We start from the raw sequence: 14,301 nt of genomic DNA, 5'->3' as shown, positions 1-14,301 counted from the left end.
CATTAATTTCAAGTACTATTGCTGGAGAAAAATCACGAGAAATTGAAACCGTTGCAAATTCAAATCCAGGAGAATAGGAATTGCCTGAATCAATACTGGATGGTTCATCACGGTTTCTTAGCCAATACCTGAGGGCACTGACCTTAACGCTATTTTTCTCACACCAGGCTTTCTGAGTAAGATTACTGGCCCTAAAGTCCTTTACACGATTAATCCAAATTTCTCTGTTTTCATTTAGTTTCATAAAAGAAAAACACCTCCGATTTATATCTTTGGTGTATTATCTCATGCAATCAAGATGAAATCTATGTGGTCTGTATTTGACCATCACGCATAAATTCACTCCTATGAATATTGTTTACTTAAAATGATTAGATAGGCTGCTTGAAAAAGCAGCCTATTTCTATCTCCATTTCATTAATTTCTTCTCTAAATAAGCGACCCCTTGGTACATGATCGTAGCTAAGATTGCTAAGATAAATACACTGGTCATAACTAAATCCAGTCTAAATACCTGACTGCCGTAGACGATTAAGTATCCGATGCCAGCTCTGGACACCATCAGCTCTCCAACGATAACCCCAACCCAAGAGAGTCCTACATTGATCTTTACAGCACTAACAATGGTCGGAATACTAGCTGGAATGATGACCTTTTGTAGTATCTGTAATCTTGTGGCACCAAAGGTTTGCAGCATTTTTATCTTATCGCTATCAACCTCTTTGAATCCCCCATAAACGCCAAGAATCGTCACGACAATGGATACGGCCATAGCTGTAACGATAATCCCTGTGATGCCGGCTCCTGCCCATAGGATGATGACCGGAGCAAGGGCTGTTTTTGGCAATGCATTTAAAACCACCAAATAGGGGTCTAATACCTCTGAGATAAAATCTGACCACCATAGAAAAATGGCTACTAAGGTTCCCAGCAGGGTACCCGCTACAAAACCAACCACCGTTTCAAAAGTACTGATTCCCACGTGTCGGTAAAGGGACCCGTCTTCCATTAATCTCAAAAATAGATTCCACATTTGAGAGGGGTAGCTGGTAAGGAAAGTATCAATAAGCTTTGTTCTGGCTGCGAGCTCCCAAAGCACAAAAAAAACTACCAGTAATGAAACTTGCGTTATGATAATGGCCCGTTTTCTTTTTTTTACTTTACACAGAAATTCTCGATGCTCTTCTGATACATCAGGATATTTTGCTTTCAGATCGTTCACACATTTTTGATTATTTAACATGAACATCAAGCTCCTTCCATATTGTATTGAAATAATGTCTGAATTCAGGAGCTTCCCTAGAGGCTAGGGGTGTTCGTTCTACATCTAGGGTCAGTTTGATTTCATGAATGCTTTTTATTGTTGACGGTCTTTTACTCAACACGATTACACGGTCGCCCATGGAAATGGCCTCCGATATATCGTGGGTAACCATAATGGCTGTTTTGCCCTCCTTTTTTAGTATCCGGCCGATTTCGTCGGCGACAGCCAGCTTGGTTTGGTAGTCCAGGGCGGTAAAGGGTTCATCAAGGAGTAATAGATCCGGCTCGATCGCCAGTGTTCTAATCAGCGCCACCCGTTGGCGCATGCCCCCTGACAACTGACTGGGATAATAATGCTTGAATTCTCCCAATCCATAAAGCTCTAACAGCCGCTCTGCTTTTTCTTTCATTTCATTTGTTAGTTTATTTTGAATTTCAACACCGATCAAAACATTGTTTAGAATAGTACGCCATTCAAAGAGGTGATCCTTTTGAAACATATAACCAATGGATTTACTCGGCTCCACTACTGCTTTTCCGTTCACCACTACCTTACCCGATGAGGGCTTGATAAGCCCGGATATGATAGATAGAGCAGTGGATTTTCCGCAGCCGCTGGGACCAACAATAATCACAATTTCCCCCTTATATACATTAAAGGATAAATCCTTGATTGCTAATGTTTCACCATCCAAAGTATGATAGTTCATAGACACATTTTCAATCTCTACAACCTTTTCAACTGTCATAGCTTATCCCTCCTACGTTGTAGGTTCAATATAGTTACATAGTATTCCATAAAAGAAAATCTGTGCTTGATTGGAGCAGTTGAAATAGGGTGGAACAGCATGAGGATTATTGCTATCCATAATACGGAAAATAAGTTTGAGCTCATTGCAGAAAATTTAAAAATTTCTATAAAAAATTTATTTCGATTGCAGGAATATTCCCATATATGTAAGAAATAGTATAAGATGAAAACAGGGGGGATGTTCTCATGTTAGAAATAGAGAAAAAGGCAAGTCGTCAGGAGATTAACCAAGCAGCGCTGGAAAAACTGGTTAGTGATTTTGTTGTCTTTGCGGAAAGTCTTCTGAGGGTGGGGAAAATCACCCAGACACAGTATTGCGAGCTGGTTGACCGAAAACTGAAGTTTTTACAAGGGTGTAGACAGCTTAATTAAAGTTGTACCATATTGTATTAAAGCTCAAAAAGGATATATAATGAGTAATAGGATTTTAAAGCAATAATAAATGTGACAGATGCGGCGGTGTATACATTGAACAAAAAAAATATTGTTGAAAATCACAGATTTGTACATATCCTGAAGGGCTTGTATAAATCAATGGAAAGAGAATGGGATATTCAGGCCCAGCAGTATGATTTAACCAACGCTCATCAGCATGTTCTCTGGATTCTTTATCTCGAGGATGGCATGAAGCTGTCAGAACTGGCAGCCCGGGGGCTTTGGAATCTATCTACAACCCATGATATTGTAAACCGCATGGTAAAAAAAGGTTTGATCACCAAGGAAAAAGACATTCGGGATGGCAGAATTACAAGGGTATATATAACAGAGTTAGGCATACAGCAAAGAAATGCAATGAAATCAGATTTTGAAAAATCTGAAGTATTTCGTTTGATGAAAGCCTTCCATAAGTTAGAAGAACATGATCAAAAAAAACTTCAAGAGTTGATCCTGTTTTTGTCAGAGGAAGTGCTGGACGCAGCATATATGAAGTACTTGGAGAGCTCCAGTCAGCAGTTGGAAGCAGAGTCTAAATAAATTGGGCAATTCACTATGGGGGTCATAACTTGTTAGATTTGGCAGTCATCAAATTTCATAAGCGATCAATTATATATTCTGTCCTCTGGATTACCTTAGGATTGATTGTCTTATCTTATATTCTGTATAGTGTTTGTATAGCTCAAGATGATTATTACAAGTATTTCAATCCCCAGCAGTACAGCTATCATCAATTTTTAAAGAGGGCAGAAGCCCTTCAGGGAGAAATCTATACCAATATGAACCTCTTAGAGTCTAGCAATGAAATAGAAAAGATAGAGGAGATCAAGGGAGAGATTTTGTCAAAAATTAGCGAGCTGCAGCATGCCAGCATGAAGGCAAAGAAGGAAATGATTAAGGTATATGGGTACCAGGAGCCTGCTGTTAAAGAAGATGTAAAACGGGTTCATGACAAGATGATGCAGTTGATGGACCTTTACTTTACTGGATATGAAAGCCTGAAGGAAGGAATATTGGAAGAGGACCAAAAAAAGCTGCTGGGGTTTGTTAAGGATTGGGATCAGATCAACATCCAAAAACAAAGGCTAGAACGGATGACAGCGGAACTATGGAGGGAGAGAAAATCCAATATACAAATAATAAAGTGAGTTAGGGGAGAGCCTTTAGCTCATTTTTAATGGAGCCAAGGGAAGGATGATAAGTGTGGATAATAAAAAAATTCAATTTGCATGCCCATTAGATTGCTTTGACGGATGTACATTGACTGCAGAAGTTGCCGATGGAAAGGTTCTTGGCATTGAAGGAAAAAAAGATCATCCCTTGACCAAGGGATACATATGTAAAAAGGGCGCTGCTCATTTGGAAAGAATGTATCACCCCGATAGGCTGCTATGTCCTCTGAAAAAAACAGTGACAGGCTGGCAGGAGATCAGCTGGGAGGATGCCTTAGAAGAGGTCAGCGAAAAACTAAATGATATAAAGTCACAATATGGGACCTTGGCAGTGCTTCATTATTATGATTCCGGCTATTGCGGTTTAAGTAAGATGGCAGACAAAATGTTCTTTAACTATTATGGAGGCGTTACGGTACCAAGAGGAAGCTTGTGCTGGGGAGCCGGGATCGCTGCGCAAAAGTATGATTTCGGAGAAAGCCGTGGACATCATCCAAAAGATCATTTGAATGCAAAGACTATCCTGCTGTGGGGAAGAAATCCATACAATACAAATCTTCATTTAATGGAGTATTTAACTCAGGCAAAGCAGCAAGGGACAAAAATTATTTTGATAGACCCGATCAAAACAAAGTCAGCCCAGATTGCTTCTGAGCACATCGCTATCAAGCCAGGGACCGATGGCGCCCTTGCACTGGGAATGGCCCATCATTTGATTGTAAGCGGTATGATAAACCAGCAATTTATACAAAATCATGTAGTCGGCTTTGAAGACTATGAGACTTATGTGAAAACTTTCACTCTGGAGAAAGCTGCGGCTGTCACCGGCATTGATGCAGATACCATTCGTCAACTGGCAGAAGATTATGGGAAGGATCAGCCTGCCTGCATCATCTTAGGCTATGGACTGCAGCGCTATAGTAATGGAGGAAGTACGATTCGCTGTATTGATGCTTTAGGTGCTATCACTGGGAATATTGGTATTTCAGGCGGAGGTGTCAACTACGGCAATCGCCTGATCGCTGAATATATTGACGGTGAGGTGTCTAAAAGCGCCTCAGCTGTGGAGAATCATAGGAGCTTTAGCAGAACCTTTCTGGGAGAATATCTGGAAAAGGAGAATAATCCTCCGATAAAGGCGGTGTTTGTGACAAAGTCAAACCCGTTGGTACAAGGACCAAATCTAGAGAAAACCATTCGTGCTTTTGAAAAAATAGAATACAAGGTGGTATTTGATTTATTTATGACTGATACTGCAAAACGTGCAGATCTCATCATACCCTGCACCCATATCATGGAAGAAGAAGACCTGCTGTTATCCTCTATGTTCTCGCCCTATTTAAATTACTCTGAAAAAGTGGTAGAGCCAAGAAATGGTATTATTGGTGAATACGAATTTTTTAGAGCCCTGGCAAAAAAGATGAACCTAAGCCAGTATCCGGACATTGAAAAGGAAGAGTTTTTAAAAAGAGCAGTTAAGCCTTTAGAAGAAGCTTTCCATCTAACCTTTGAGGATTTAAAAAATAACTTTTTCACTGTAGAAAAACGGGAAATCGCCTGGGAAGATAGAAACTTCACAACGCCTTCAGGAAAATACGAGCTATACTCAAAACGGGCGGAGGAAGAGGGGCTTTGTCCACTACCTCAATATAGTCCACCTTTAGAAGGAGAAATCCAATATCCTCTGCGGTTGATAACCCCCCATCCAAAGGACTCTCTTCACTCACAGCATTTTGCATTTACCAAAGAGATCCCTGTTGTATATATCCATAGCATTACGGCAGATCAGTACGGACTGGCACAGGATGATCTGGCGCGAGTCAATTCTAAGCAAGGAAGTTTACTTGTAAAAGTGGCGGTTGATGATCATGTCGGAAGAGATTTATTGATGATTTATGAAGGTTGGTGGCACCAAAGCGGTTCGGTCAACTTTCTGACAGAAGCCCTCATCTCAGATATGGGAGAGCAGGCAGCCTATTATGATTGCTTCTGCAATATTCAACGGGAAACAGGCCAATAGCCTGTTTTTTTTCTGATCTGATAATAGAAATCAAATGGTATTGAGAGTAAGCGTATAGATATTATCAATTGATAACATATCCCATAAAGAAAATATATATAAATATTTAAAAATTGAGGGTTGCAAATGTTTGCAAAACGAATATAATGGTATATATTATATCAATTGATAATGAGGAGCTGACATTTTTATGATAATCGACGAGAAAGAGCGTTTAAGGCTTGGAAATAGAATCATCATGATCACCATTATTCTGAACGTAATGTTGACGATTCTGAAGGTTGGGGCGGGCTACTTAGGGAATAGTACGGCTACCATAGCTGATGGTCTTCATTCTGCTTCAGATATTATTACTTCCGCTGGAGTGATCTTAGGGATGCTGTTAGCATCAAAGCCAAAGGATGAAAAGCATCAATACGGTCATGAGAAGGCTGAGTCCATTGCGGGATTTCTGCTGGCTATGGCCTTAACCTTTACAGGGCTTAAGATTGGATATGAGTCCTTTAGGATTATGATTAGAGGTAATTTTATCGTACCAGAGCTTTATACTGCCTTTATTGCCGCTATATCCATCGCAATCAAAGAGTATCAGTTCCGTATTACCGCTGCCGCTGCAAAGACCTTAAACAGCAATGCCATGATGGGAGATGCCTGGCATCACCGTTCCGATGCACTATCCTCTGTAGCTGCCCTGCTGGGAATCCTTGGAGCCCGCATGGGATATGTATTCCTAGATCCGCTGGCAGGAGCAGTGGTTTCCCTGATTGTAGCCAAGATTGGGATAGAGCTTCTGTTGACAGGCATTGATGAACTGATGGATGGTGCATTGGACGAGGAACACATGAATGTCATCTACAATAAGATCAAAGATATTGATGGCATCGGATGCGTTACGGAAATAAGAGGTAGAAAACATGGGTCAAAGGCATATGTAGACGTGAAAATCTGTGTGGATCCCCATATTTCTGTTTATAAAGGACATAATATTGGAGAAGAAGTAGAAGAGTTGGTTAAAACCAATATTGAGAATATTAAGGATGTTATTGTTCATATTGATCCCTGTACACGGGAATTAGAAGTTAGGAAACCTTGCAAAACCTGTAGTAAATAGATTGATTTTCAAGTGAAAAATAGATATAATTATTTCTTGTATACGAAGTCGATTGAATGCAAGTGAAAAGTAACAAAGGAGGAAAAAACATGGGATTGCATGCATTTTCCCGCACAGAGCTAGTCATCGGTACTGATAATCTTGAAAAGCTTAAAAATGCTAAAGTAGCTGTGTTTGGTATTGGCGGCGTAGGAACATATGCTGTAGAAGGCTTAGCGAGATCAGGCGTGGGAAAATTTGTTTTAGTAGATGATGATGATATATGTTTGACCAATATTAATAGACAAATTCATGCCATGCGCAGTACGATTGGAAAACCAAAGGTAGAGATGATGAAGGCAAGGGTGCTGGATATCAATCCAAGGGCTGAGGTTGAAACCTATAAAATGCTCTATAATGCTGAAACCGCTGAACAGCTGTTAGCAGCCGACTATGATTATGTTGTAGATGCTATTGATATGGTATCGGCAAAGCTGGATTTAGTGGAACGCTGCAGCAAGATGAAGCTTCCGATTATCAGCAGTATGGGTGCAGGCAACAAGCTGGACCCCACCCGTTTTGAAGTGACAGATATTTTCAAAACTACCATCTGTCCCTTAGCCAAAGTGATGCGCAAGGAGCTGCGCAAGCGTGGGGTAGAAAAGCTAAAGGTAGTATATTCTAAAGAAGAACCCATCGAACCAAAAGCGATCTCATCGGATTGCAAAACCGATTGTATTTGTCCCAATAAGGACCGAACCTGCACCGTAAGACATCAAATACCTGGCAGTGTGGCTTTTGTACCCTCTGTAGCAGGATTGATTATCGCTTCGGTAGTAGTAAAGGACTTGACAGGTTTATAGGTGTAATAGAGCTCTTGAGCATTCAAGGGCTTTTTACTTTTTTGAAATTGTTGCGACGCAAAAATATGCATAAAGTTTCAGGTAATTTCAACCAGTTTAGCAAAAAATATTGCTTTATGTAAACTATAAATGGTATAGTAAAAAACATAGGAATTAGGTACTAACAAATTATTTTTCGAGTAGGGCTGTGAAATTGTGGTGGGACCTATCGGGAATAAGGAGGAAAGACTAATGAAAAAAGCTTTAAGTGTTTTGATGCTGGTTGCTTTATTTTTAGGATTTGGATCAGGTGTAGTTGATGCAAAGGGTTATGTGTTTTCACAAAAGGTGTACAAGCTGGGCACCCGTCACAGTGATGTTAAGGTGATTCAGGAAGCACTAAAAAAGGATGGCAGCTTTAAGCAGGCAAATACAACTACATATTACGGTACGATCACGGAAAAGGCCGTAAAAAGTTTTCAGAAGAAGCATAAAATAAAGGCTGATGGTATTGTGGGAAGTGCTACCATCAAAAAAATGACAGAACTGGGGCTGGTAGCTGCAAACAAGCCGCAACCAAAGCCGCAGACCACCAGCAGAGGTACGGTGCAAAGACAAAAGGTCGGCGAATATCTTGATTGGTGGACGGAAGTGAAGGATGTTTTAGTGAGTCACAATGATGTATTATTGATCGAGGATGTTGAAACAGGAAAAACCTTCAACGTTAAAGTCACTGCAGGAAGCAATCATGCAGATGTGGAGACTTTGACAAAAGAAGATACTGAGACATTGAGAAGTATCTGGGGAGGTTTTAGCTGGGATCGAAGGGCGGTTTTAGTTTATAAAGGAAATCGCGTGATTGCAGCATCTATGAATGGAATGCCCCATGCAGGAGTAGAAAGTCAGCCGGGCGGACAAGTGGTTTCAAGCAGAAGTGCAGGCTTTGGACAGGGAATCAATTATGACTTTGTCAAGGGAAACAATATGGAAGGACATGTGTGCCTGCATTTTAAAAATAGTTTAACCCATGGCAGCAATAAGCAGGATTCACAGCATCAGGCAAATGTAAAAAAAGCAGCAGGATTATAATTCAGTACAATCAAGGCCCTAAGTAAATAGGGTCTTTATTATTTGGATTTTGCTGTCGGGATCCCTATAAATTATGAAAATATATCAAAGAATTTGTAATGGAAATGTAATTGATTAAACAAACTTTTATGTGGTATAACTATAATAGACGAGGCAAAGCAACAAAATATCTTTATCTAGGGCATCGGTCCATTGTATAAAGCAATATAGTATCGTTAATAATACAAAGGTTATTATAGAAATAATAAGGAAGAGTAGGAGAATGATGTATGAACAAAGTAAAGACTTTAATTATCGGTTTCATGTTTTTTATTTTAATATCCAGCTTTACAATCGGAATTGCAAATATCAGCAAAATCCTAACCTACTAAAATAATGGCCACTAGGCCATTATTTTTTTCTCAACAACTGTTGAAATCGGAAGAATATGTTTTTATTGGAAGGAGATTATAATACTAACAATAGATAAGAGAGGAGGAATCCTTTTGAAAGAGTTTAACGTCATCATAGATAATACCATAAAGCTGGTAGGCAGCAATATGGTTGAGGAGATTATTCGAAACACAGGGTATTTTGACAGTGTAGAAGATATCAGCGGACAGTTAAATGTAGAGAATACTATGGGGTTTGATGTGTTTTCAATCGTGCCCATGGTTCATGAAGAAGGGGATATGAGAAATCAAGAGGATCGTATGATTCCTGATCAAAGCAAGAGGATGAATGATCTGCTTTATCAAAGTGTAGAAAACTATCTGGACATAGCTGTGGAAGAAATCTTAGATGAGCTGAGAATACAATTTGCAGTTCAGAATGTTACCTCTAACTATAGCATCATCGATGTGGAGGATGGAGTCAATGCATTGCTGTATTTTTATTTTGGTGACTACTATTTACATTAAAAGGAGGGATTCTATTGGCAGTCAGAGCGTTGAAAGAGGGTATTTATTGGGTAGGTGCAATTGATTGGGATATTAGAGAATTTCATGGACCCTCCTATAGCACCCACCAGGGGACAAGCTATAATGCCTATCTGATTATAGATGAAAAGGTTACTCTAGTAGATATTGTAGATGTACACTTTGTTGACGTGATGATTGATCATATCAAAGAAATCATTGATCCAGGAAAAATCGATTATATTATCATCAATGCGTCTTCAAAGCTGTTTGATGATGAAAATGACATGTGCACTGTGATGGATGAGGCAAAAAAGTATTATGCCAATATTCTTATGCCTTTCAGCTCTCTGGTGGTTAAGAAAATCGAAGAAATCAAAAAAATGGATTTAAAGATTGATATGATTGCTCCCAGCCATGGTATTCTTTGGAGAAGTCATCCGGATAAGATCCTTGAAGCCTACATGAAATGGGGAAGGGGAGAAACCCATAGGAAAGCCATTATTGTCTATGAGACCATGTGGAATAGTACCGAGAGAATGGCAAGAGCGGTCATTGAAGGACTTGTCAGTGAAGGTGTGGATGCAAGACTATATAGGATATCCGTTTCCGACATTAATGATATTATCAAAGAAGTACTGGACGCTAAAGCTTTGTTGGCTGCATCCTCTACCATTAACAATACCATGATCGCCAATATGGCCTATTTCATGGAAGAATTAATGGGATTAAAACCCAGGAATAAAATCGGTGCCGTATTCGGCTCCTACGGGTGGGGCAAGGGGGCCGTTGCCAATATTGAGAAGAAACTAAGGGAAGCAGGCATTCAGCTAGTGAAAGAAGGCTTGCAGATTAAATATGTTCCTACTGAGGAAGATCTAAAAACCTGTTATGAATTCGGTAAAGAAATCGGAAAAATGATATAGATGAGAGGGGAGGAGCTTGGAGAAAGTTTTCTCCTTCTTTTTTTTTCCAATTGCAGCAGTGGGGAATAATTGATTTCTCTCCAACAGAAAATAAGGTAAGAGGAGGGAAATCTATGAAAAAAGCCACTAAAATCCTATGCTTTACATTGATGATAACTTTCCTGATCAGTATCCTATTTATGGATTCGATCTATGCAAGGACTATTTCCTGGGGTTCTAGAGGAAACGATGTACGAGAGGTACAGCAGAGACTAAGGAACTGGGGTTATCTAAAGGGAACTGTTGATGGGGTCTATGGCGCCCAAACCTATCGTGCGGTTATAGCCTTTCAGAGAAAGCATGGCTTGAAGGCAGATGGGGTTATAGGACCGCAGACAAGGCGGGCTTTGGGTATAACTGCACCTGCCGCAGCCGCAAGAGGTGGAGGAACTACAGCAAAGTTTAGTGAAACGGTACGTATTGCCCAGCAGAAGCTGAAGCAGTGGAGTTATTATAAAGGTGCAGTAGACGGGATATACGGACCTAAGACCGGTCAGGCTATCAGAGATTTTCAAAGAAAAAACGGCTTAAAAGTAGACGGGGTGATTGGACCGCAGACAAGAAAAGCTCTAGGTATGCCTACCGGGGCGCAGACCGCTTATACACCTACCAGTAGAGGCGTTACAAGAAATGATGATGTTCGGCTGATGGCTATGGCCATTAACGGCGAGGCCAGAGGAGAGCCTTACACAGGCCAGGTGGCGGTGGGGGCAGTTATTTTAAATCGTGTAAGACATCCTTCCTTCCCCAATACTATAGCCGGGGTTATTTATGAGCCCTTAGCATTTACCGCCGTTGCAGATAAGCAAATCTATCTGGAGCCCAATGAGACTGCTTATCGCGCGGCAAGAGATGCGTTGAACGGATGGGACCCCACCGGTGGTGCCATATATTACTGGAATCCTGCCACTGCCACCAGCAAGTGGATTTGGACCAGAGAACCCAGTGTAAAAATTGGTAAACACTGGTTTGCACATCGATAGGGGGTAGAAAAAATGAAAAATGGATTTATTATTCTCTTGGCAGTAGCTTTAGTTGGCGTGGGGATTTGGGGATACAATCAGTATGCACAAAATGAACAGCACATGACCTACTTAGATAACCAGTTTCATAGGATGTTTTATGATATGGTGGGAGATGTACAAAACATACAGGTTAATCTGGCCAAAACTATGGTGACAGGGACACCGAAGCAAAATGTGCTGCTTTTCACGGAAACCATGCGTCTTTCCTATGATGCTCAGGAAAAACTGAGCCAGCTGCCCATTGAGCATGCTCATGTCAGTAAAACCAGAAAGTTCCTCAGCCAGGTGGGCGATATGAGCTTAGCATTGGCCAGAAAGAATCTTGAAGGAAATCCTTTGAATACAGAGGAAATGAGTACCCTTCAAGAACTCCATAATTATGCCAACCTCCTTGCGCAGAACCTTATAGAGCTGCAGGCAAGTATCGCAAAGGATGGCGTGAGGATTGGAGAGCTTCAGCGCAAAGCTGCCCGAAAGCTGGATAAGGTTAATGAGAACATGGTCACAACCAGGTTTATAGATATGGAAGAACGGATGAAAGAATATCCGGAGCTTATTTACGATGGACCCTTTTCAGAACACAAGTCCAGAAGAAAACCAAAGCTGGAAGGAAAAGAAATTTCACCGCAGGAGATTAAAGCCATCGCAGAAAAATTTGCAGGCAATGGAGTCCAGTACAAAGCTACGATCTTAGGAGATATGAACAACAGCAACATTCCTGCCTATGTTATCGATTTGCAGCCTTCCAATGACAAAAATCAGAGCAGCCTATCCATGTCGATCAGCAAGGTGGGTGGAAAGGTTTTATGGATGCTGGATACACGAAACGTAGAAAAAGCCAGATTATCTGAAAAGCAAGGGGTACAGATTGCCCAGGATTTCCTGCAGAAAAGGGGATTTCCCAACATGGTTCCTACCTACTCGATCAAAACTGATGGACAAATGGTTATCAATTTTGCATATCAACAGGAGGATGTTATTGTGTATCCAGATCTGATCAAGGTAAAGGTAGGGCTGGATCAAGGCAGTGTCATAGGATTTGAGGCTGAGGGCTTCTGGTTTAATCACCACGAAAGAACCTTAGATACACCAAAGATTACTCCTCAGGAGGCAAGAGAAAGAATAAGCGTTCAGGCAGAGGCAGAAGAGCCAAGACTTGCTATTGTTCCGACTGAGGGGGGCAGTGAGGTACTTTGCTATGAATTTAAGGTAAACTATCTGGAGGATACCTTCCTGGTATATATCAATGCAGAAACTGGAGAAGAACAACGAATCCTGCAGGTAATTATTAAGGATGAAGGCGTACTGATGATGTAAGAACAAGCTGGTCGGCAGATCAGCTTTCTTTTTGTCAAAACTTATGGAGAACTAGAGTTTGCATACTCATGGAGAATGGCGTATAATGAAATCCTGAGATGAAAATGGGGGACTTTTATTATGTTGGAGAATAAGAGAATGACGAATATGCTGGTAATCCTGATATTTGGATTAATGCTGCTGCAGGGTTTCATGGATAATATGCGGGGTGTGTTGATTCCAAGTATTCGTGAAGCCTTTCAAATCGACTATACCAGTTTGGCTTGGATGATGCTGATCACCACGGTAGGATATATAGGAGCTACCTTCACCGGGGGTATGCTGGTAGACCGGTTTGGGCAGCAAAAGGTTATTTTTATGGGCTTGACTTGTCTTGCGGGGGGGGCTTTTGGAATATCTACAGCTTGGAGTTTTCCGGTATTCGTCTTATTTATGTTTTTATCAGGATATGGTGTTGGATTTATCAACATAGGAGCCAGTACGATTACACCAATTCTATTTGTAAAAAATCAAGCAATTATGATGAATCTTTTGCACTTCTTTTATGGGATTGGAGCGACTATTGGTCCCAGGTATGCTGGTGTTCTTCTAGCATCGGATTATCTGTGGAGAGATGTATACCGTTACAGCATCCTTGTCATTGGCGTGATAGTAGTCTATTTCGTGACTTGTAGGTTTCCTAAGGTGGAAAGAAGTGAGAAAAGACAAAAACTCCCATTGGGACAAATTGCATCAGATAAAAAAATCATATTATTTTCTGTGCTGCTTGGATTTTATGTAGCTGGGGAGATCGGTATAGCCAATTGGTTTGTAAATTATCTGCAGCAGGGCAGGGGGTTGACACCGCTAAAAAGTGCTTCTTATTTATCTCTCTTTTTTATGATATTTACCTTTGGACGATTCGTAGGAGGGTTCGTTGCAGAGAGATTAGGCTATATGCGCAGTATCATCCTTTATGCAGCCATGGTAATTTTCAGTTTAGGGGTAGGGATGTTTGGCGGTAAATCCTTTATAGTAATGATTTCTATAAGCGGGTTTTTCTTTTCTATTATTTATCCCACTACTATGGCACTGCTGATCAAAACCTTTCATCACGGGATCAATTCCATTTTGGGATTCGTGATGGCTTTATCCAGCGTCGTTAATATGCTGGCCAATTGGATGGTAGGGAAGGCAAATGATCTCTTTGGTGTATCTATGGGATTTTACTTGATTCTTGTATATATGACGATAGTACTGATGCTGATGCTGACGTTGAATAGGTATATAGAGAGCCTGACAAAAAATAGAGAAAATTTACTGTTGGATGATGAAACATTATAAAGAAGTAAAGGGCTTTGGGAAGGATTTTGATCAATCCATGGAGAAATACTTTC

The 14,301-nt window shown here is 40.6% G+C and carries 15 protein-coding genes; 12 read left to right on the top strand and 3 right to left on the bottom strand.

The genetic code is table 11. The features are described 5' to 3' along the window. The 3 genes from tnpA to BUB56_RS12335 all read right to left on the bottom strand — a co-directional run. The coding region (tnpA, locus tag BUB56_RS12345) for an IS66 family insertion sequence element accessory protein TnpA (RefSeq protein ID WP_408606960.1) at positions 1 to 244 on the bottom strand (244 nt) is incomplete at its 3' end. Positions 245 to 403: 159 nt separating this feature from the next. Beyond that, the gene (locus tag BUB56_RS12340; protein ID WP_110941620.1) at positions 404 to 1,243 is read right to left on the bottom strand and encodes an ABC transporter permease; all 840 of its coding nucleotides are present in this window, start codon (positions 1,241 to 1,243) and stop codon (positions 404 to 406) included. Beyond that, on the bottom strand, positions 1,233 to 2,012 hold the full coding sequence (locus BUB56_RS12335; protein WP_110941619.1) for an ABC transporter ATP-binding protein: 780 nt from the start codon (positions 2,010 to 2,012) through the stop codon (positions 1,233 to 1,235). Before BUB56_RS12335 ends, BUB56_RS12340 begins: the two co-directional genes overlap by 11 nt. 248 nt (positions 2,013 to 2,260) lie before the next feature. Between BUB56_RS12335 and BUB56_RS12330 the strand changes: the two genes are divergently transcribed. The 12 genes from BUB56_RS12330 (at position 2,261) to BUB56_RS12275 (ending at position 14,248) form a co-directional block, all read left to right on the top strand. Then, positions 2,261 to 2,446 carry a hypothetical protein gene (locus tag BUB56_RS12330; protein WP_110941618.1) on the top strand — a complete coding sequence of 62 codons (186 nt, stop codon included), beginning with the start codon at positions 2,261 to 2,263 and terminating at the stop codon, positions 2,444 to 2,446. A 96-nt stretch (positions 2,447 to 2,542) separates the two neighbouring features. Then, positions 2,543 to 3,049, top strand: a complete 507-nt coding sequence (locus tag BUB56_RS12325; protein ID WP_110941617.1) for a MarR family winged helix-turn-helix transcriptional regulator — start codon at positions 2,543 to 2,545, stop codon at positions 3,047 to 3,049. A gap of 29 nt (positions 3,050 to 3,078) precedes the next feature. Beyond that, the gene (locus BUB56_RS12320; protein WP_110941616.1) at positions 3,079 to 3,657 is read left to right on the top strand and encodes a hypothetical protein; all 579 of its coding nucleotides are present in this window, start codon (positions 3,079 to 3,081) and stop codon (positions 3,655 to 3,657) included. Positions 3,658 to 3,712: 55 nt separating this feature from the next. Further along, positions 3,713 to 5,701 carry a molybdopterin-containing oxidoreductase family protein gene (locus BUB56_RS12315; RefSeq protein WP_190014481.1) on the top strand — a complete coding sequence of 663 codons (1,989 nt, stop codon included), beginning with the start codon at positions 3,713 to 3,715 and terminating at the stop codon, positions 5,699 to 5,701. Positions 5,702 to 5,891: 190 nt separating this feature from the next. Then, positions 5,892 to 6,812 carry a cation diffusion facilitator family transporter gene (locus BUB56_RS12310; RefSeq protein ID WP_110941614.1) on the top strand — a complete coding sequence of 307 codons (921 nt, stop codon included), beginning with the start codon at positions 5,892 to 5,894 and terminating at the stop codon, positions 6,810 to 6,812. Positions 6,813 to 6,901: 89 nt separating this feature from the next. Beyond that, a complete protein-coding gene (locus BUB56_RS12305; protein WP_110941613.1) occupies positions 6,902 to 7,654 on the top strand; it encodes a tRNA threonylcarbamoyladenosine dehydratase in 753 nt (250 codons plus the stop codon). Between the two features lie 231 nt (positions 7,655 to 7,885). Continuing rightward, positions 7,886 to 8,722: a peptidoglycan-binding domain-containing protein gene (locus tag BUB56_RS12300; RefSeq protein ID WP_207650439.1), complete on the top strand. Its 837-nt coding sequence runs from the start codon at positions 7,886 to 7,888 to the stop codon at positions 8,720 to 8,722. Between the two features lie 485 nt (positions 8,723 to 9,207). Further along, a complete protein-coding gene (locus BUB56_RS12295) occupies positions 9,208 to 9,621 on the top strand; it encodes a hypothetical protein (protein WP_110941612.1) in 414 nt (137 codons plus the stop codon). Positions 9,622 to 9,635: 14 nt separating this feature from the next. Continuing rightward, a complete protein-coding gene (locus BUB56_RS12290) occupies positions 9,636 to 10,544 on the top strand; it encodes an FprA family A-type flavoprotein (RefSeq protein ID WP_110941611.1) in 909 nt (302 codons plus the stop codon). 113 nt (positions 10,545 to 10,657) lie between these two features. After that, positions 10,658 to 11,566 (top strand): spore cortex-lytic enzyme, encoded by a 909-nt coding sequence (sleB, locus tag BUB56_RS12285; protein WP_242946334.1) that lies wholly within the window; start codon positions 10,658 to 10,660, stop codon positions 11,564 to 11,566. A gap of 12 nt (positions 11,567 to 11,578) precedes the next feature. Continuing rightward, on the top strand, positions 11,579 to 12,925 hold the full coding sequence (gene ypeB / locus BUB56_RS12280; protein ID WP_110941610.1) for a germination protein YpeB: 1,347 nt from the start codon (positions 11,579 to 11,581) through the stop codon (positions 12,923 to 12,925). Positions 12,926 to 13,045: 120 nt separating this feature from the next. Beyond that, the gene (locus BUB56_RS12275) at positions 13,046 to 14,248 is read left to right on the top strand and encodes an MFS transporter (RefSeq protein WP_110941609.1); all 1,203 of its coding nucleotides are present in this window, start codon (positions 13,046 to 13,048) and stop codon (positions 14,246 to 14,248) included. The last annotated feature ends 53 nt before the right edge of the window (positions 14,249 to 14,301 follow it).

It is taken from the genome of Geosporobacter subterraneus DSM 17957 (assembly GCF_900142145.1).
GTDB lineage: Bacteria > Bacillota > Clostridia > Peptostreptococcales > Thermotaleaceae > Geosporobacter > Geosporobacter subterraneus.
The sequence above is the reverse complement of the archived record's forward strand: the minus strand, read 5'-3'. Positions and strand labels throughout refer to the sequence as shown.